Below are 17,939 nucleotides of genomic sequence, written 5' to 3'. Positions count from 1 at the left end.
GGATCGGCGTCCCATAAGGGCACAGGGCTTTGGAAAAGCAGAACAACAAGACGGGCGAAAATTGAATGCCGACTTTGTTTCGCTTCGTCGTGACGCTGGCGGTTCTTGCAGGCATTGCCTATGGCGCGATGTTCGCCCTGGCCATGTTCGTGGAGCCGAAAAAGGCCGAAATGAGCATCCGCATTCCGGCTGAAAAGCTCAACCCGAAGAAATACTGACCCACGAACACCGACAAAGAGCTGATCCCGGCCCGATGAACAGCGCCGCCCGCATCGAAGCCTTCCTCGAAATGATGAGCGCCGAGCGCGGCGCGGCCGAAAACACGCTTTCGTCCTACCGCCGCGACCTGGAGGATGCTTCCGAGGCGATCAACGGCGGACTGGCGGGCGCGGGATCGGCCGACATCCGCGCCTATCTCGACGACATCGCCGCGCGCGGCTTCGCGCCGACCTCGCAGGCGCGCAAATTGTCGGCGATCCGCCAGTTCTTCAAATTCCTCTATGCCGAAGGGCTGCGCGGCGACGACCCGACCGGCACGCTGGACAGCCCGCGCAAGGGCCGGCCGCTGCCGAAGACGATGAACGAAGCCGAGACCGGGCGCCTGCTCGACCGGGCAGCGCAGGAAGCCGGAGAATCCGGGCCGGACGGCGACAGGCTGGCCGCGTTGCGCCTGCACGCGCTGGTCGAAGTGCTCTACGCAACGGGCTTGCGCGTGTCGGAACTGGTCGGGCTACCGGTCACTGTGGCGCTGCGCGACGACCGCTTCTTCATAGTGCGCGGCAAGGGCGACAAGGAACGCATGGTGCCGCTGTCGGCCAAGGCGCGCGCCGCCATGCGCGCCTGGCTTGCCGCGAGGGCCGAACGGCCGGCCTTTGCCGAGAGCCCCTTCCTGTTCCCCGCCTCCTCCGACAGCGGCCATCTCTCCCGGCAAGTCTTCGCCCGGGATCTCAAGGGCTTGGCCGCGCGGTCCGGCATAGCGTCGGCGAAGATCTCGCCGCATGTGCTTCGCCATGCTTTTGCCAGCCATCTCCTGCAGAACGGCGCCGATCTCAGAGCCGTTCAGCAACTTCTTGGCCATGCCGACATCTCGACCACGCAGATCTACACCCATGTGCTGGAGGAGCGGCTGGTACGGCTGGTCAACGATCATCACCCGCTTGCCGACTAGGCCTCATATCGCTATGTGAGGGCGACGTTCCACCGCCCGGAGCCGGCATTTCAGCGGTTCCGCCAGCCATTTGCCTTCCGACGGATCGGTCCGCTCAAGCATGTACAACTACCTCGACTTTGAAAAGCCGGTGCAGGATCTGGAGCTCAAGATCCTTGAGCTGAAGAAGCTTGCCGAGAACGGAGAGGCGGTCGATGTCGGCGAAGAGATCAGCAGGCTGGAAAAGCGCTCGCGCGACGCGTTGCGCGACCTCTACAAGGCGCTCACGCCCTGGCAGAAGGTGCAGGTAGCGCGCCATCCCGACCGTCCGCATTGTGTCGACTACATCAAAGGGCTGTTCACCGATTTCACGCCTTTGGCCGGCGACCGCAATTTCGGTGACGACCAGGCGATCGTCGGCGGGTTCGCGCGTTTTCGCGGCGAGCCGGTAGCGATCATCGGCCAGGAAAAGGGTTCGGACACCGCAAGCCGCATCAAGCACAATTTCGGCTCGGTCCGGCCGGAAGGCTATCGCAAGGCGGTGCGCCTGATGGAATTGGCCGACCGCTTCCAGATCCCGCTTTTGACGCTGGTAGACACCGCCGGCGCCTATCCCGGCGTCGGCGCCGAGGAGCGCGGCCAGGCCGAAGCGATCGCGCGTTCGACCTCGGCCTGTCTTTCGCTGAAGGTGCCGTCGATCTCGGTGGTCATCGGCGAAGGCGGCTCCGGCGGCGCCATCGCGATCGCCACCGCCAATCGCGTCTACATGCTGGAGCATGCCATCTACTCGGTGATCTCGCCCGAAGGCGCCGCCTCGATCCTGTGGCGCGACACCACGCGCTCGAAGGACGCGGCGACCAACATGAAGATCACCGCGCAGGATCTTCTCGAGATGAAGATCATCGACGCCATCATTCCCGAGCCGATGGGCGGCGCCCAGCGCGCGCCGGAAACGGTGATTGCGTCCACCGGCGACCTCATCGCCAGGACGATGAAGGATTTCGCCGGCGCCAACACCGATTTTCGCGAGCAGCGCCGCGAGAAATACCTGGCGATGGGCCGCAGCCTCTGACCTCCCAAGTTCTGGCAAGACGTTCAACTGTGGCCGGAATAAGCAATTCCGCCACAAAAATGCCGCCGGATTCGGCTCAATGGAAATCGCCGTGAGGGGTTTGCCAAAGCTTGCGGTAAGGAATTTTCAAGGTTAACGGGCTTACGGTCCACTGGTGTTCAGCCTATGGGCCTGGCCATGCCGACAGCCGTTGGCCCGAGAGAAGAGACGTAGCCGTATCGATGTTTGCCAAGCTTGCCCGCACCGGAATCCTGATCGCCGCTATCGGCATCGCCGGCTGCAATGATTCGTCGATGAAGGACTTCGCGCCCGAGGCCAACAAGCCGTTGCCGGACAAGATCCTCGCCGATATGAGGGCCAAGGGCATGGTACGCACCTCCTCGGTGATGGCGCGCATCTTCAAGGAGGAAGGCAAGCTCGAGATCTGGAAGGCCAAGACCAATGGCCGTTACGATCTTGTCGCCACCTACGACATCTGCAAATGGTCGGGAAAGCTCGGCCCCAAATACACCGAGGGCGACCGTCAGGCGCCGGAAGGCTTCTACACGGTGCGTCCCTCGCAGATGAATCCGCGCTCGAGCTACCATCTGTCCTTCAACATTGGCTTTCCCAACGCCTATGACCGCGCCAATGGCCGCACCGGCCAGAACCTGATGGTTCATGGCGCCTGCTCGTCGTCCGGCTGCTATTCGATGACCGATGCCCAAATCGAGCAGATCTATGCCTTCGGCCGCGACGCCTTCCAGGGCGGCCAGACCGAGTTCCAGATCCAGGCCTTCCCGTTCCGCATGACCGCCGCCAACATGGCGCGCTACCGCAACGACCCGAATTACGAATTCTGGAAGATGCTGAAGGTCGGCTATGACAATTTCGAGATCACCAAGGTGCCGCCGAAGGTCGACGTCTGCGAGAAGCGCTACGTCTTCAACCAGGTGGCGCCGGAAGGCACGACCTTCGACCCGACCGGCCCCTGCCCCGCGACCATGCAGCCTGACTCGTTGAAAACGGCCTACGCCGACTACGAGAAGCGTTATGACGCGGCCTTCAAAGCAGCCGTCAATTCCAGCACGCCGCCGCCGAAGCCGACGATTGCCGGCATCAAGGAAGCGAGCATCGTTTCCGACTGGTCGAAGCGCCGCGCCCGCGGCGAGCGCGTGCCGATCGACCCGCCGTCGCTGAATTCCGACGGCTCGGTGACCGAAACGACCCGCATGGGCCGCATCGATTCCCCGCTCGGCCGCAAGATGGCGGCAGCCGACGCGGAAAGGGAAGCCAAGCGCAAGGCCGAAGAGCAGCGCCTGGCCGCGATCGAGGCGGCCAAGGCCGCCAAGGCACAGGCAAGGGCGCAGGCGCTGGCCGAGAAGGAGGCCGCCAAGCAAGCGGCGCAGCAACCGGTCGTCACCGCTGGCGTCGAAGCCGCGCCCGCCCAGCCGGCGCAGGAAACGCAGGCTGCCGCCGACGCCGGCCAGGGCACCGTGTCGAAGCTGAAGAAGAAGCTTCTCGGCATGTTCGGCGGCTGAGACTTCCGCTTGGCAAAGCCGCCCGCCATCTACGATCTCAAGGGACTGAACTGTCCGTTGCCGGTGCTGAAGGCCCGCAAGCGGCTGGCCGCGATGCGGCCCGGCGCCCGGCTGTGGCTCGAAACCACCGATCCGCTGGCGGTGATCGACATCCCGGCCTTCTGCGCCGATGCCGGCCACCAGCTGCTCGAGACGACGGCCGTCACTGGCGGCCACCGTTTCCTGGTCGAGCGCGGCAACGCGGCTGACCTGCTTGCTTCAGCTTAAAGCCCGGCAATCGCGAGCGGATTGGCTTCCAGCGCCGCGCGGTCCGGCGTGTCGATCGACGGCTTGTTGGTGAAGGCCGCGAACAGCCGCTGGATATAGTCCTGAGGCATGTCGAGCGTGACCAGCACCAGCCTGGTTCCGCGCTGGCCGTCGGGCCAAGCGGGCAGTCTCGCCGGCGGATGCAGGAGCTTCTGCACGCCGTGGATGACCAGCGGCCGCGAGGGATCCTCCGCGAGTTCGATGACACCCTTCATGCGCAGGAGTTTCTCGCCATGCGTCGAGCGCAGGAGGTCGAGGAACATCTCGATCGCCGAGAACGGCACCGGGCCGTCATGGACAAGCGAGTGCGAGCGCACGCGCGTGTCGTGGCGATGCTCATGATGGTGGTGAGGATCATGGTCGCCGTCATGGTGGTGATGGTCGTGATCATGGTCGTGCGCCGCCTCTTCGCCAAGCCAGCGCCGCACGTCGGCGGACTTGGTTTCAGGATCATAGAGCCCGCAATTGAACAGCGCCGCCGCGCCGGCCTCCTCGACCTCGAGCACGACGGCGCCCGGATTGATCTGCTTGAGCCTTGCCCGCAACGCCTCGACTGCGGCCGCGTCCGCAAGGTCGGTCTTGGTCAGCACGACGCGGTCGGCCACCGCGGCCTGTTTCACCGCCTCGACATGGGCGTCCAGCGTCGCCTCGCCGTTGACAGCGTCGACCAGCGTGATGACGCCGTCGAGCCGGAACGCCTGCACCAGCGCCGGATGCGCCATGATCGACTGCAGCACCGGTGCCGGATCGGCCAGGCCCGTCGTCTCGACGACGACACGGGCCAATTTCGCGATACGGCCGGTCTGCAGCCGGTCGACCAGATCGGCGAGCGTATCGACCAGGTCGCCGCGCACCGTGCAGCAGAGGCAGCCGTCGGAAAGCTGGATGATGCCGTCCGAAGCCTGCTCCACCAGCAGATGGTCGATCGCCACCTCGCCGAACTCGTTGATGATCACCGCCGTATCGGCAAGCGCCGGATCCTTGAGCAGCCGATTGAGCAGCGTCGTCTTGCCGGCGCCGAGAAAGCCGGTGAGCACCGAAACGGGGATGGGAAAGCCGCTCATGGGTTAGCTAATTGGCAGCTTTGACGGGCTGGTCGCCCTGCGCTCCGGCAGCGGCGGTCGCCAGCGGCTCGGCGCCCGGCGGCGCCGGCCTGTCCGGCCGCCAGACCGGCAGCGGCACGTCGGCATAGTTCTGGTCGGTCTGGTCGACGAACGCCTTGGGCGCGGGCCCCGTGGCGCCGCCCAGGCCGACTGCGATGAGCGTAGGATGGGCGAGCTTCACCTGATAGGGCGATTTCGGTTTATTCTTGGCGGCAACCTCGGGCGCCGCCTCCGACTGCTCCGCCTTCGGCTTTTTCGCGCAGATCTCGTCATGCATGTCGTTGGGTGACAGCGTGTCGCCATAGGGCTTGAGAGCGGCCAGCGTGGTCGAACCCGCCGCCGGTTTATCAAAACCCTGGTCGAGCAGCTTTGCCGCCGCTTCGGCGCGGCTGATCGCCGATTTCTCGCCAAGCACCACGGCGACCAGCGTGCGCCCGTTGCGCGTCGCCGAGCCGATCATGTTGAAGCCGGACGGGCAGACGAAGCCGGTCTTCATACCGTCGGCGCCCGGATAGCGGCCGATCAGGAGATTGTAGTTCGGGAGCGCCTTCTTGCCGACCGCAAGGCCTTCGATCGAGAACCACGGGGCATATTGCGGAAAATCATTGCGCAACGCCGTCACCAGCACGGCAAGGTCGCGCGCGGTCGTATACTGTTCCGGCGAGTAGAGCCCGTTCGGGTTGACGAAATGCGTGCCCACCATGCCGAGCCGGGCCGCCTCGGCGTTCATGCGCTCGGCGAACGCGGCCTGCGACCCGCCGATATTCTCGCCGACTGCCATGGCTATGTCGTTGGCCGACTTGACCAGCATCATCTTCAGCGCATTGTCGAGCCGCATCACCGAACCCGGCTTGAAGCCCATCTTGCTCGGCGGCTCGCCGGCCGAGTGCTTCGTCACCTTGATCGGCGAATCGAGCGCCACCTCGCCGGCCTGGATCGCGCGGAAGGCGACATAGGCCGTCATTAGCTTGCTGAGCGAGGCCGGATACCAGCGCTTGAATGCGTCCTGGTGCTCCAAAATTGAGCCACTCTTCAAGTCGAAAAGCACGACCGGATTGGCGCGCGCCGTGCCGGCAAGCGCCGGAAGCGCCAGCGCGCCTGCCAGCAACAGGTTGAGGAAATGCCTTTGCCGCATGATCAAATCCGAAATCGCCTCTTGCCGTGATTGCCGCTGGCTCCGTAAGATTTCGTTACCCATCGCCAGCATAATGCGACCCGGCCCTCGACCCCGGGCCGCATTGTTGCGGTGCTATTTACCCTATGTGACGCCAAAATGGCAAAGTGCCATATATTCACAATTGCTGAGCAGTGGCTCTGAACCCGACTGCCGCCAGTCAACCAAGAGATGGACCGACCATGCCGATTCTGAACCGCGCCGCGCAAATGCAGGAAGAAGTTGCCGGCTGGCGACGACATCTGCACCAGACACCGGAGCTGAATTTCGACGTCTTCCAGACCGCCGGTTTCGTCACCGAGAAGCTGACGGCCTTCGGCTGCGACGAGGTGGTGACGGGACTGGGCAAGACCGGCGTCGTCGGCATCATCCGCGGCCGCAAGGGCGATGGCCCGACCATCGGGCTGCGCGCCGACATGGACGCGCTGCCGATCGACGAGATCACCGGCAAGCCGTGGGCCTCGACCGTGCGCGGCAAGATGCATGCCTGCGGCCATGACGGCCACACCGCCATGCTCTTGGGCGCCGCCAAATATCTGGCCGAGACGCGCAATTTCGCCGGCACCGTGGCGGTGATCTTCCAGCCGGCAGAGGAAGGCGGCGGTGGCGGCAACGAAATGGTCAAGGACGGCATGATGGAGCGCTTCGACATCGAAAAAGTGTTCGGCATGCACAATATGCCGGGCCTGCCGGTCGGCCAGTTCGCCATCAAGCCGGGCCCGATCATGGCCGCGACCGCCGAATTCACCATCACCGTCAAGGGCCGCGGCGGCCATGCCGCGATGCCGCACGGCACGATCGACCCGATCGTCATCGCCAGCCAGTTGGTCGGCGCGCTGCAAACCATTGCCTCGCGCAACACCGATCCGGTCGAATCCGTGGTGGTGTCGGTGACGAAGTTCCACGCCGGCGACGCCTATAACGTCATCCCCGAAAGCGCCGAGATCGCCGGCACCGTGCGCACGCTGAAGAAAGAAGTGGCCAAGAAATCGGAAGAGCGCATTCGCGCACTCTGCGCCGGGCTCGCCTCCGCCTTCGGCGCCACCATCGAGGTCGATTACGACGCCAATTACCCTGTCACCTTCAACCATGCCGAGGAAACCGTGTTTGCGGGCGACATCGCCGCCGACATCGCCGGCGACAGCCACGTTCACCGCGCCATCCAGCCGGTGATGGGCGGCGAGGATTTTTCCTATATGCTGGAAGCCCGCCCCGGCGCCTTCATCTTCATCGGCAACGGCGACTCCGCCGGCCTGCATCACCCGGCCTACGACTTCAACGACGAGGTCATCCCGCACGGCATGAGCTATTGGGTGAAGCTGGCCGAGACCGCGCTCGCCACCTGAGCGCACGCAGGCGAAGGCGGCGAGCGTCCTGCCAAAACGGCTTGGCCCGCCCGGCCCGCCGAGATGAGTTACAGCCCAAGGGGAGGTCAGCATGCCCCTTGGCGAACCGGCCCGAAGCGTTTATGTGTCGGGCCGCGTGGTCCCGTAGCTCAGTAGGATAGAGCGGCAGATTCCTAATCTGTAGGTCACAGGTTCGATTCCTGTCGGGATCACCAAGTTTTTCAAGGGCTTGGCGAGCAGGTCCTGCATCGTGGACGTCAGGACGATCCTGAAGTGAACGGCCCCGAAAGATGGTGCCTGCGCATAAGCGTGGAGAGGCGGTTCGCCGCTTCGGCGAACGCTTCGCCTCCAGAAGCGATCAGCGCCGGTCGTTCCTGCTCGGGCGCTGCCAGAACGCGTTCCCAGAACGCGGCGACGACGGCGCTCGACCGGGCGAGATCGGCGGCCGCGTTTTGATCGTCGGCCAGCGCCGCCAGATGCTGGGGATTGATGCCGCCGATGCCGGGCGGCACTTTCGCTCCCATGTCGAGAAAGCCCGGAGGCAGCGATCCTTTCAGGTTGTGGACGCGATGCTCGACGATGGCGGCGTAGATCTGGTCGACGGCCTGCTTGGCGCCGGCGACACGGGAGGGGTGGTCGGTGTCGGCCGCGGCGTGAGGGAGGAGTTCCAGACGCTGGCCATAGGCCTCGACCAGTCTGAGATAGGGCAGCATTGGTCCCGAAAGCGTGCTGCCGTCCTTGAACAGGTCCGCATCAATCGCCGCATGGGAAACGCGCCCTGACGCCAGAGCGCGCTCCAGTGCCGCCACATCGACCAGCTCGCCGCGATCGTAGTTGATGAGCACCGCGCCGTGGTTGAGGAGGGAGAGGACTTCATCTCCGACCAGTCCGGCATTGGCGTATCGCTGCTGGCCGGCATCGAAGGGGCCGAGGCCTAGGTGGACCGAAAGCGCGTCGGCGCCGCGCGCGGCGTCTTCCATGGTCTCGGCATAGTCGAAGCCTTCCGCCTCGATCCATTTATGGTGACGGGACCGCGCGTGGATGGCGACCCGCATGCCGAAGGCCTGGCCGAGCCTGGCGAATTCGCGACCGATATTGCCATAGCCGAGCACCGCCAGCCTTTTGCCTTCGAGCTTCTCGGTCGGGTAATGGCGCAGATCTTTCCCCGTATCGAACTGCCCGCCGGCGACCAGGGTGTTGAGCCTGTCCACGGGGAGATCCGGCCTGACTTTCAGCAGCGCCTTCATCGCCATTTGCGCGGTCGCGCGGCTGTTGATGCCTGGCGTGTTCATCAACGGCGCTTCGCCGCCTTCCCCGCTGCCTCCGCCCCATGATGCCGAGCCCATATTGCCGGTGCCGGCGCCGATGCGCACGCCGCCGAGGCGGAACCTGGTCTCCGCTGGGATGAACGTCGCAGCGGCGATGAGGGCGTCGTAGCGGCCGTCGCCCGCTTCGGCCAACAATTCGTCGCGCGTGCTCAATTGAGGTTGGTAGAAGAAATGCAGCCTGTCGGGGTCAAGGGCGCCGGCCTTGGCGATGCCTGTCTGGTGGAACACGCCACCCTTGGCTTCGATATAGGCCTTGACCTCGCTGTGGTCGGGATTGCCGTCAGCGCCAAAGCGCAGCCCGACAAAATCGCAGATCAGAATATTGGCTGATGTCATGGAGCGTCGTTTCCCTGCAGCTGTCTCCAGTTACTCCAATCCGTGATCCGATGGATCGCGCGAAACGGCATATCCGGGTCGCAAGCGAGAGATCGCCGTAAGGAAGCTAGAACCTGTCGGCGCCAGCGAGGTCAGCCTGAGATAATTTCGTAGTGAAGGATCTGGGCGTCGCCGAGGGACGATCTGCGTCCGGGCGAGATGACGCCGGAGCCGAAGAGAAGAATATCTTCGCGGCGTATGAACACTTCATGGCCGGGTCCCATCGACACAAATGTGCCCGACGAGCTTCGCTCGACAAGGCGCGCTTTACCATTCGAAATGGTGAAAGTCGCGTGGTGCCTTGAAACCCAGGGCCGCTGGACGACGATATCGCATTCCGGAGATCGGCCGATCGTCACCAGTTCGTTGTTTCGGCAGGATCGCGACTGATCTCCATAATGGATGATCAGATTGACCTGCGGCGGCGGGGCAGAGCGCCTATCGACAAAGGTACCTCGGTTGGCGATGTGCGTGCTGAGGGCCTCATTGTCGCTTCGCAGCGTATAGACATCGAAGAGTTCTTGCTTGCCCTTGAAGGCCATCTTGTCGAGGAGCCGCAAGGTACTGCGGCTGCCCGCGGAAAGGGCTTCGAAGAAGTTCTGGCTGATCAGGACCTCCCCGGGGTTGGCCGTGGCGGACAACCTTGCGGTGACATTGACAACGTCGCCGAATACCGCGTCCCGCGCGCGAATGACCGCCCCGAAATGCAATCCGATCCGGGCGATCAAGGGCTTTTTCGACAGTTGATGGCTGATTTGGCAGACCGCCATCAGCGCCGCCTCCGAGCTCTCGAACAGGCTGAGCACATCATCACCCTTCGAGTAAATGAAGTCGCCGCCGTGTTGGGCGACGATCTCGCGTATCGCGTCGAGGCAATCCGAGACCTGCCGCAAAGCGGCATCGTCGCCGATGCGCTCATAGAGCGGCGTGCTGCCCACGACATCAGCCAAGAGGACCGCGGCTAAAAGTCTTTCCTGATCCATCGACTCGTATCCGCCCGAGAATGCAGCGTGTATAACATACCAAAGTCGACTTTGATTTATCTACGTGCGCGCCAAAGGGCCGGCGCAACTGGGCAAGTGCTTTGGCGCGATTATCTCGCACGGACAGGCATCTGCCTTCGCTCATCCCGCCAAACGGGTTATCGGCCTCAAAAAAATAGCGGCGAAAGAAGTTTTGTTCACTAACCCGGGCTACCGGCCGCCGGATTGGCGATGATCGCCGCCCGGAAGCGGGCGACGAAATCGTCCAGCGCCGGGCGTTCGGCATCCGAGATCGCCCAGTAGGAGAAGGCATCGTCGGTCCAGTGGACCAGCAGGAAGCCACCTGCCGACAGATCGTCCGCCACCGGCACGGATTTGGCGTCGTTCTGCCGGGGTTCGGCCACCAGCGTGATCAGATGCTCGTGGTGACGGTAGACCAGCGCCGGCATCGGCCTGTCGCCGATCACCTCGACGCGTCCGCCGAGCAGGGCGTAGCCGTCCTTGGCCATGTCGGGCGCCGCAGGCGAGACGCCGATGCGGCCGTCGAGCCATGGCTTCACCGTATGGCGGTCGGACGAGACGATGTCGACTGGAGTCGCCGCAAGCAGGCTGCGTCGATGGCCGTTGGCGACGGCCACGGCGAAGCTGTCGGACCCATTGTCCGCCGTCGCCAGCCACTGCGTCGCGCCGCTGGCCAGAAACGCCGTCAGCACGATCGAGGCCGCCATCTGGCGCCAGTCGAAGGAATTGAACCAGCGTGCCGCGCGCGGCCGCAACTCGACGACATTGCCTTGCTGCTGTTGCGGCTGTAACTGCGCCTTCACGGCCGTGGATTGGACGACTTCGCCGGCCCCACTCACCTCGGCGATGGCCGCAATGCGGGCCAGAAAATCGTCGCGGACCGTCTGACGCGGCACATTGGCGACAGCGCCGCGCAGCGCCACCAGGCGCGCGTGTTCGGCGGCCAGCGCCGGATCGGCGGCCATGCGCCGCTCGACCGCCAAAGCGGCCGCGGCATCGAGCTCGCCATCGACAAGGGCGTGGATCATCAGCTTCATATCCTGCGGGTCTTGCGGCAATCCATCCTCACGCGGGCGATTTTCATGCGGGCTCATGTCGCCCTCCAAGTTCCGTCATCAAGAGGCCGCGGGCTCTCGCCAGCCGCGACATCACCGTGCCTTGCGGCACTCCGAGCATGGCGGCGATCTCGCGGTAGCTGAGACCGTTGATGTCGCGCAGCACAAGTGTTTCGCGGAAGGCTTGCGGCAGCCTGGCGATCGCCGCTTCCACCGCCGCCGAATTGGCCTTGGCGATCAGCGCCGCCTCCGGGCTGTCGGTGTCAGTGTCGGGCGGCGGCGACACGTCGTCGAGATCGGCGAGGTCGCCGACGGCGACCACGCTGCGCGGGCGGTTGCGCGCCATCCATGTGTAGGAAGCGTTGCGCACGATGGTGAGCAGCCATGCGCGGGGGTTTCCCCCAGCGAACCCGGCAATGCCCGCATGCGCCTTGAGGCAGGCCTCCTGCACCACATCCTCGGCGTCGGCTTGATTGCCGGTCAGCCAGCGGGCAAGCGACAGCGCATCGCTAAGATGCGGCAGCACCACTTCGGCAAAACGCGCTGCCAGCATCTTTTCGCTCAACACCGTTCCGCCGTCGGGCGCTCCCGCCATGGGTTTGCCGCCCTCAGCGGGAGGCGACGATCTGTCCCTGCTCGTGTGGGTGAAGATCGCGACCGCAGGCGATGGCGTCTGCTTCGAGGGAGGAGAAGGCATTGGTGTCACCGGAGTCAAGTGTCTCGGAAGCAAGGCGTGCCTCGGAAGAGGACGGCGCATCGCTGACTGCAACGGGGCGGTCGCCGTCATGGTCGTGGATCTCGATGGTTGCGATCGGCAGGGATCACGGCCGGCGTCGGGGCGGTATCGCCCGGACCGGATGCGCCCGGCTCATCCGCTCCAGGGGACGCCGGCGGCTGACGCCTTCGCCCTCTTCAGCCCGTGCGTATTGGTCTTCTCGCCGCTTCATGATGGTCTCCTGCTGTTGCGCACAAATGGCGCATGCTCTGGAGACCCGCAGACCGGGCGGTTTATTCCCGGCCGGTCGGCTTTTTCGTTAACGCCAACTTGATCGAACGGCGTGCGGGCCTACAGCGCCTGCAGCGCAAGCCCCGCCAGCGCCGATCCCGCCAGCGTCGGCAGCATGCCGAGTTTCAGCCTGAACATGGCGACCATCGCCGCCCCCGACAGCAGCGCGGCGCGCCAGTCGAGCGAGGACAGGACCGGCACCTCCACACCCCAGCCGACGCTTGCGACCTTGCCGAAGACGACATGCAGCGCGAACCACAATGCAAGGTTCATGATCACGCCGACGACTGCCGCTGTGATCGCGCCCAGCGCCGCTGCCAGCGCCTTGTTCTGCCTGAGCTGCTCGATGTAGGGCGCGCCCAAAAATATCCAGAAGAAGCACGGGACGAAAGTAGCCCAGAGCGTCAGCGCCGACCCGAGCGATCCGGCAAGCAAAGGATTGATTGCACCGGCATGGCGATAGGCGGCGGCGAAGCCGACGAATTGCAGCACCAGGATCAGCGGCCCGGGCGTCGTTTCGGCAAGCCCCAGCCCGTCGACCATCTGTCCAGGCGAAAGCCAGCCGAACGAGGTCACCGCCGCCTGTGCCACATAGGCGAGAACCGCATAGGCGCCGCCGAAGGTGACCACGGCCATCAGGCTGAAGAAGCCGCCGATCTGCGTCCACACGCTGCCCGGCCCCGCCAGCAAGGCGACCAGTGCTACAGGCCCCAGCCAGAGCGGCAGCCAGATGGCGATGGTGCGGGCCGCATGCCATCTGGTCGGCACGGTATGGCCGAGCTCACCGCGCTCGAACATCAGGTCGACCACGCCTTTGATGTCGGCGACGCTGCCCTTGCCATGTGCCGAGCCGGAAAACAGCCGTGGCGCAAACCGATTGCCGATCCAGCCGATGAGGCCTGCCGCGAGCACGATCAGCGGGAACGGCACTCTGGCGACATAGATGGCGAGGAAGGCCGTCACCGCGATCACGATCATGGCCCGGTTCTTCAGCGCCCGCTTGCCGATGCGGATCACGGCTTCGACGACGACGGCAAGCACCGCCGCCTTGACGCCGAAGAACAGCGCCTCGACGACCGGTGCATCGTTGTAGAGCATGTAGAAGCTGCTCAGGCCCAGCATGACCAGCGCGCCCGGCAGCACGAACAGGCTGCCGGCGACGAGACCGCCTGCCGTCCGATGCAGCAGCCAGCCGATATAGACGGCAAGCTGCTGCGCCTCGGGCCCGGGCAGGAGCATGCAGTAGTTGAGCGCGTGCAGGAACCGCTCCTCGCCGATCCAGCGGCGCTCCTCGACCAGTTCCTTGTGCATCAGCGCGATCTGCCCGGCCGGCCCGCCGAAGGACAGCAGGCCGATCTTGGCCCACAGCCGCGTCGCCTCGCGAAAACTCGGCACGGTCGGGACATCGACCAGCGGCGCGGTGTCGTTCTTGGCAAGCATGGTCATTGTGCCTTCCCTCCGACCGGCCAGTTATGCGTCTCGTCGGTGGCGTCGCGGCACCAGCGGAAGAAAGCGTCGTAGAAGAGCATGCCGGCCTCGAGCTGCTCGAGGTCGTCGCGGAACATGCGCGACAGGCCGAGCGAGGCGGCGAGGAACCCGGCCGCCTGCGGCACGAGGTCGAGGCGCGCCGTATCGGCGGCGCGCACGATCAGCGCCAGGCGATCGAGCGCTTCGACGCGCAGGCCGAACTCCTCGATCATCGTGTCGAAAGTGCAGCGATCCCCACGATGGCTCCAGAACACGCCCTCGATGTCGAAGGGAACCGCTGCGAAGCGGTCCGCCACAAGAGGCACTTCGGCTGGATCGACGAACAGGCAAACCGCCTGGGGATCGACGAAACGGCGGATCAGCCAGGGGCAGGCGATGCGGTCGACCTTCGGCCGCGAACGCGTGACCCACACGGTGCGGCCCTTCTCGTCGCGGGCCGGGATCGCGCCGGCGCTGACCAACGGCGCCCTGGCGGCGACCCAGGCCTCGAAGCCGCCTTCCAGCGATTCCGCCGGAATGCCTTCGTGGCGCAGCCACGCGGCAACGCCTTGCGAGAGTTTCTGCCCCCTCTGGCAGATCACGACGACTTTGCGCCCCGAAAATTCCGACGCCCAGCTTGAGACAGTCCTGAAATCGCGCCGGCATGACGCCGGCAACAGGCGCGGATCGGCTTCATAGTCCTCGTCGATGCGCACATCGACCAGGCAAGGCGCATCGGGCAAGCCGACGAGACGGGAAAGCTGCGGAACGGTGATTGCGGTTGTTGACGGCATAGCGTCCACCTCCTGAGCAAAGAGAGTTTGGACGCGATCGTTGGGCTGACGCCTCACGGGGTCGTCGCGGGGAACCCCTTGCCGGAATGCTGGAACGATCACCGCCGATTGTCAAGGAAGGCGTTGCCTCCGACCGCCTTCGTTTTGCGATCGCCGTTGCGCTTACTGCGCCGTCCAGCCGCCATCCATCGGCAGGGTCGTGCCGGTGATCTGCCTGGCGGCGTCCGAGCACAGGAACAAAGTCAGCGCCGCCAGTTCCTCGACGGTGACGAATTCCTTGGTCGGCTGCGCCGCAAGCAGCACGTCGTGCTTGACCTGTTCCTCGGTCATGCCGCGCGCCTTCATCGTGTCGGGAATCTGCTTCTCGACCAGCGGCGTCCAGACATAGCCGGGCGCGATCGCATTTACGGTGATGCCGTCCTGCGCCACTTCCAGCGCCACCGTCTTGGTCAGGCCGGCGATGCCGTGCTTGGCCGAGACATAGGCCGACTTGAACGGCGAGGCGACCAGCGCATGCGCCGAAGCCGTGTTGATGATGCGGCCCCATTTGCGGCTCTTCATGCCGGGCACCGCCGCCTTGATGGCGTAGAAGGCGGCCAGAAGGTTGATGCGGATGATGGCTTCCCACTTGTCGTCGGGAAATTCCTCGATCGGCGCGACATGCTGGATGCCGGCATTGTTGACCAGGATGTCGAGGCTGCCGAACGCCGCCTCGGCCTCGTGGATCATGGCGGTGACGGCGGCGCCGTCCATCATGTTGGCGCCCGAATAGCGGCACTTGACGCCGAAATCCTTTTCGATGCCGGCCCGCTCCTGCTCGATCGCCGCGGCGTCGCCCAGGCCGTTGATGGTGATGTTGGCGCCCTCTGCTGCGAAGGCACGGGCGATTGCAAGGCCGATGCCGCTGGTCGAGCCGGTGACGAGCGCATTCTTCGAAGACAGGGAACCCATGGGAGATCTCGCAAGAGGTGGGAGGGACTTATCAATGCACCGAGTCAGGAGAGCAGATAGTTGGTGCAGTGCAGCACGACAATGGCACGGCCATGTGTCGGCTCGATTACAGCGCGGCAGCGCCATCTTGCCGGCTCCGTGGCGGCGTGTCGCCGGGCTGACACGGCACTGTCATGCTGCCATGCAACATATTTGCCAGCGCATTCGCGCGGGTCATTTCAAACCTTACTGGGGCACCAGCCATGGAAATCGCCGATGTCGTGAAGCGAGCCTATGCCATGCCGCTCACCAACCCCTCCTTCCCGCCCGGCCCTTATCGTTTCTTCGACCGCGAATACATCATCATCACCTACCGCACGACGCGCGAAGCGCTGGAAGCCGTCGTGCCGGCGCCGCTCGAGATCGACGAGCCTCTGGTCAAATACGAGTTCATCCGCATGCCGGATTCGACGGGCTTCGGCGATTACACCGAGACCGGCCAGGTCATCCCGGTGCGCTACAAGGGCCAGCACGGCGGCTACGTGCATTCCATGTATCTCGACGACGACGCGCCGATCGCCGGCGGCCGCGAGCTCTGGGGTTTCCCGAAAAAGCTCGCCAACCCCAAGATCGTGCATGAGGGCGAGGTGGTGGTAGGCACGCTGCACTATGGAAGCGTTCTGTGCGCCACCGGAACCATGGGATACAAGCACCGCGAAGCCGACCACGACCAGGTGCTCGCCTCGCTCGCCGCGCCCAATTTCCTCATCAAGATCATCCCGCATGTCGACGGCAGCCCACGCATCTGCGAGCTGGTCCGCTACTACCTCACCGACATCACGCTGAAGGAAGCCTGGACGGCGCCCGCCGCGCTCGACCTTCGGCCACATGTCATGGCCGATGTCGCCAAGCTGCCGGTGCTCGACATCGTCTCGGCCGTTCACTTCACCGCCGATCTGACGCTGGGTCTCGGCGAAGTCGTGCATGACTATCTCGCGGACCGCGGCCGATCGGCTGCCGGCGCGAAGGAACTGGAGAAAGCCGGTGCTTGAGCGTACCCGCAACAAGGCGGTCGCCGCCACCATCCAGGAAATCACTGCGCAATATGACCGCATCGCCCTGGTCTTCCAGGGCGGCGGTGCGCTCGGCGCCTATCAGGCAGGGGTCTATCAGGCGCTTGCCGATGCCGGCTGCGAGCCGACCTGGCTTTCCGGCGTCTCGATCGGCGCCATCAACGCCTCGATCATCGCCGGCAACGAGCCGAGCCGCCGCCTGCAGCGGCTGGAGCAGTTCTGGCAGACGATCTCGGGCCGCAAGATCTGGGCCTATACGCCCGAAGGCGACATCTATCGCGATATCCGCAACCAGACCTCGTCATTGATGACCATGACGATGGGCCAGCCGGGCTTCTTCAAGCCGCGCAGCCCGAACCCCTGGTTCCAGCTGGCGGGAGCCGAAGGCGCCACCAGCTTCTACGACACCGCCGAGCTCAAGGACACGCTGGAGAGCCTGATCGACTTCGACGTGCTGAACGACGGCAAGAAGCGCTTGAGCGTCGGCGCGGTCAATGTCAGGACCGGCAACTTCGTCTATTTCGACACCGACAAGGTGCGCATCGGGCCGGAGCACATCATGGCGAGCGGCGCGCTGCCGCCGGCCTTCCCCTCGATCCGCATCGAGGGCGAGTATTACTGGGACGGCGGCATCGTGTCCAACACGCCGCTGCAATATCTGCTCGACCAGGAGGAGGACCGCTCCTCGCTGGTGTTCCAGGTCGATCTGTTCAGTGCCCGCGGCGTGCTGCCGCGCGGCTTGGCCGACGTCCTGTCGCGCCACAAGGACATCATGTATTCCAGCCGCACGCGCCAGAACACCGACAACTTCCAGCGCATCCATGCGCTCAAGATGAAGCTGCTCGACGCGCTGAAGCGCGTGCCGCCGGACCAGCTCAAGGACGGCGAGAAGGAACTGATGGCCGACTATTCCGACGCCGGCGTGGTCAACATCGTCCACCTGATCTATCAGCACAAAGGCTATGAAGGCCACGCCAAGGACTACGAGTTTTCCGGCACCTCGATGCGCGAGCATTGGGAGATGGGCCTGGAAGACACCGAGCGCACGCTGCGGCACAAGAAGTGGCTGATGCTGCCCGACAATGCCGACGGCGTCACCATCCACGACCTGCATCGCGAAGACCCGACCTGATATTTGCATCCGCCACAAGCGGAGCAATCTCGGGAAAAAGTCACGACGGTCGCTCGCCTGGGAGCCCGTAAAACTGTGAAGCTTTGCTTCATAGCCCATCAACATTG

General features: G+C 64.6%; 17 protein-coding genes and 1 tRNA gene. 9 read left to right on the top strand and 9 right to left on the bottom strand.

Annotated features, from left to right (window positions below):
- Nucleotides 1-65 precede the first annotated feature (65 nt).
- The 5 genes from LB525_RS18365 (at nucleotide 66) to LB525_RS18345 (ending at nucleotide 4,006) form a co-directional block, all read left to right on the top strand.
- The gene (locus LB525_RS18365) at nucleotides 66-218 is read left to right on the top strand and encodes a histidine kinase (protein ID WP_224545649.1); all 153 of its coding nucleotides are present in this window, start codon (nucleotides 66-68) and stop codon (nucleotides 216-218) included.
- Nucleotides 219-253: 35 nt separating this feature from the next.
- On the top strand, nucleotides 254-1,168 hold the full coding sequence (locus tag LB525_RS18360; RefSeq protein WP_224545648.1) for a site-specific tyrosine recombinase XerD: 915 nt from the start codon (nucleotides 254-256) through the stop codon (nucleotides 1,166-1,168).
- Nucleotides 1,169-1,268: 100 nt separating this feature from the next.
- Nucleotides 1,269-2,219, top strand: a complete 951-nt coding sequence (locus tag LB525_RS18355; protein WP_140843171.1) for an acetyl-CoA carboxylase carboxyltransferase subunit alpha — start codon at nucleotides 1,269-1,271, stop codon at nucleotides 2,217-2,219.
- Between the two features lie 221 nt (nucleotides 2,220-2,440).
- Entirely contained in the window at nucleotides 2,441-3,739 is a 1,299-nt protein-coding gene (locus tag LB525_RS18350) for a murein L,D-transpeptidase family protein (RefSeq protein WP_224545647.1), read from the top strand.
- Nucleotides 3,740-3,748: 9 nt separating this feature from the next.
- Nucleotides 3,749-4,006, top strand: coding sequence for a sulfurtransferase TusA family protein (locus LB525_RS18345; RefSeq protein WP_140843167.1), 258 nt, complete (start codon nucleotides 3,749-3,751; stop codon nucleotides 4,004-4,006).
- Here the strand turns inward: LB525_RS18345 and LB525_RS18340 are convergent.
- Nucleotides 4,003-5,109 carry a CobW family GTP-binding protein gene (locus tag LB525_RS18340; RefSeq protein ID WP_224545646.1) on the bottom strand — a complete coding sequence of 369 codons (1,107 nt, stop codon included), beginning with the start codon at nucleotides 5,107-5,109 and terminating at the stop codon, nucleotides 4,003-4,005. The genes LB525_RS18345 and LB525_RS18340 overlap by 4 nt on opposite strands.
- Nucleotides 5,110-5,116: 7 nt before the next feature.
- A complete protein-coding gene (locus LB525_RS18335) occupies nucleotides 5,117-6,283 on the bottom strand; it encodes a D-alanyl-D-alanine carboxypeptidase family protein (RefSeq protein ID WP_224545645.1) in 1,167 nt (388 codons plus the stop codon).
- Between the two features lie 221 nt (nucleotides 6,284-6,504).
- Between LB525_RS18335 and LB525_RS18330 the strand changes: the two genes are divergently transcribed.
- Both LB525_RS18330 and LB525_RS18325 read left to right on the top strand, forming a co-directional pair.
- Nucleotides 6,505-7,668, top strand: a complete 1,164-nt coding sequence (locus LB525_RS18330; RefSeq protein WP_140843160.1) for a M20 aminoacylase family protein — start codon at nucleotides 6,505-6,507, stop codon at nucleotides 7,666-7,668.
- A gap of 138 nt (nucleotides 7,669-7,806) precedes the next feature.
- Nucleotides 7,807-7,883 (top strand) — tRNA-Arg (locus tag LB525_RS18325).
- A 42-nt stretch (nucleotides 7,884-7,925) separates the two neighbouring features.
- Here LB525_RS18325 and LB525_RS18320 read toward each other — a convergent pair.
- The 7 genes from LB525_RS18320 to LB525_RS18290 form a co-directional block, all read right to left on the bottom strand.
- Entirely contained in the window at nucleotides 7,926-9,332 is a 1,407-nt protein-coding gene (locus tag LB525_RS18320) for an NAD(P)-dependent oxidoreductase (protein ID WP_224545644.1), read from the bottom strand.
- A 131-nt stretch (nucleotides 9,333-9,463) separates the two neighbouring features.
- On the bottom strand, nucleotides 9,464-10,354 hold the full coding sequence (locus LB525_RS18315) for an adenylate/guanylate cyclase domain-containing protein (protein WP_095767419.1): 891 nt from the start codon (nucleotides 10,352-10,354) through the stop codon (nucleotides 9,464-9,466).
- A 200-nt stretch (nucleotides 10,355-10,554) separates the two neighbouring features.
- Nucleotides 10,555-11,469: an anti-sigma factor family protein gene (locus tag LB525_RS18310; protein ID WP_224545643.1), complete on the bottom strand. Its 915-nt coding sequence runs from the start codon at nucleotides 11,467-11,469 to the stop codon at nucleotides 10,555-10,557.
- Nucleotides 11,456-12,025, bottom strand: a complete 570-nt coding sequence (locus LB525_RS18305) for a sigma-70 family RNA polymerase sigma factor (RefSeq protein ID WP_224545642.1) — start codon at nucleotides 12,023-12,025, stop codon at nucleotides 11,456-11,458. The genes LB525_RS18310 and LB525_RS18305 overlap by 14 nt, the downstream gene beginning before the upstream one ends.
- 471 nt (nucleotides 12,026-12,496) lie before the next feature.
- Nucleotides 12,497-13,882 carry a chromate efflux transporter gene (gene chrA / locus LB525_RS18300; RefSeq protein ID WP_411971033.1) on the bottom strand — a complete coding sequence of 462 codons (1,386 nt, stop codon included), beginning with the start codon at nucleotides 13,880-13,882 and terminating at the stop codon, nucleotides 12,497-12,499.
- The gene (locus LB525_RS18295; protein ID WP_224545641.1) at nucleotides 13,879-14,697 is read right to left on the bottom strand and encodes a chromate resistance protein ChrB domain-containing protein; all 819 of its coding nucleotides are present in this window, start codon (nucleotides 14,695-14,697) and stop codon (nucleotides 13,879-13,881) included. Before LB525_RS18295 ends, chrA begins: the two co-directional genes overlap by 4 nt.
- Nucleotides 14,698-14,859: 162 nt before the next feature.
- Nucleotides 14,860-15,648, bottom strand: a complete 789-nt coding sequence (locus LB525_RS18290) for a 3-hydroxybutyrate dehydrogenase (protein WP_224545640.1) — start codon at nucleotides 15,646-15,648, stop codon at nucleotides 14,860-14,862.
- Nucleotides 15,649-15,890: 242 nt separating this feature from the next.
- Here LB525_RS18290 and LB525_RS18285 point away from each other — a divergent pair, with 242 nt between their 5' ends.
- A complete protein-coding gene (locus tag LB525_RS18285; RefSeq protein ID WP_140633071.1) occupies nucleotides 15,891-16,679 on the top strand; it encodes an acetoacetate decarboxylase in 789 nt (262 codons plus the stop codon).
- On the top strand, nucleotides 16,672-17,832 hold the full coding sequence (locus LB525_RS18280) for a patatin-like phospholipase family protein (RefSeq protein ID WP_224545639.1): 1,161 nt from the start codon (nucleotides 16,672-16,674) through the stop codon (nucleotides 17,830-17,832). Before LB525_RS18285 ends, LB525_RS18280 begins: the two co-directional genes overlap by 8 nt.
- Nucleotides 17,833-17,939 lie beyond the last annotated feature (107 nt).

This window comes from Mesorhizobium sp. CA16, from assembly GCF_020165175.1.
Lineage (GTDB): Bacteria > Pseudomonadota > Alphaproteobacteria > Rhizobiales > Rhizobiaceae > Mesorhizobium.
The sequence above is the reverse complement of the archived record's forward strand: the minus strand, read 5'-3'. Positions and strand labels throughout refer to the sequence as shown.

Excerpts from the sequence above, each read along its gene's own strand:
- LB525_RS18365 (WP_224545649.1), top strand. The coding sequence starts at position 66 with ATGCCGACTTTGTTTCGCTTCGTCGTGACGCTGGCGGTTCTTGCAGGC.
- LB525_RS18340 (WP_224545646.1), bottom strand. The coding sequence starts at position 5,109 with ATGAGCGGCTTTCCCATCCCCGTTTCGGTGCTCACCGGCTTTCTCGGC.
- LB525_RS18355 (WP_140843171.1), top strand. The coding sequence starts at position 1,269 with ATGTACAACTACCTCGACTTTGAAAAGCCGGTGCAGGATCTGGAGCTC.
- LB525_RS18315 (WP_095767419.1), bottom strand. The coding sequence starts at position 10,354 with ATGGATCAGGAAAGACTTTTAGCCGCGGTCCTCTTGGCTGATGTCGTG.
- LB525_RS18350 (WP_224545647.1), top strand. The coding sequence starts at position 2,441 with ATGTTTGCCAAGCTTGCCCGCACCGGAATCCTGATCGCCGCTATCGGC.
- LB525_RS18335 (WP_224545645.1), bottom strand. The coding sequence starts at position 6,283 with ATGCGGCAAAGGCATTTCCTCAACCTGTTGCTGGCAGGCGCGCTGGCG.
- LB525_RS18305 (WP_224545642.1), bottom strand. The coding sequence starts at position 12,025 with ATGGCGGGAGCGCCCGACGGCGGAACGGTGTTGAGCGAAAAGATGCTG.
- LB525_RS18310 (WP_224545643.1), bottom strand. The coding sequence starts at position 11,469 with ATGAGCCCGCATGAAAATCGCCCGCGTGAGGATGGATTGCCGCAAGAC.
- chrA (WP_411971033.1), bottom strand. The coding sequence starts at position 13,882 with ATGACCATGCTTGCCAAGAACGACACCGCGCCGCTGGTCGATGTCCCG.
- LB525_RS18330 (WP_140843160.1), top strand. The coding sequence starts at position 6,505 with ATGCCGATTCTGAACCGCGCCGCGCAAATGCAGGAAGAAGTTGCCGGC.
- LB525_RS18360 (WP_224545648.1), top strand. The coding sequence starts at position 254 with ATGAACAGCGCCGCCCGCATCGAAGCCTTCCTCGAAATGATGAGCGCC.
- LB525_RS18285 (WP_140633071.1), top strand. The coding sequence starts at position 15,891 with ATGGAAATCGCCGATGTCGTGAAGCGAGCCTATGCCATGCCGCTCACC.
- LB525_RS18295 (WP_224545641.1), bottom strand. The coding sequence starts at position 14,697 with ATGCCGTCAACAACCGCAATCACCGTTCCGCAGCTTTCCCGTCTCGTC.
- LB525_RS18290 (WP_224545640.1), bottom strand. The coding sequence starts at position 15,648 with ATGGGTTCCCTGTCTTCGAAGAATGCGCTCGTCACCGGCTCGACCAGC.
- LB525_RS18320 (WP_224545644.1), bottom strand. The coding sequence starts at position 9,332 with ATGACATCAGCCAATATTCTGATCTGCGATTTTGTCGGGCTGCGCTTT.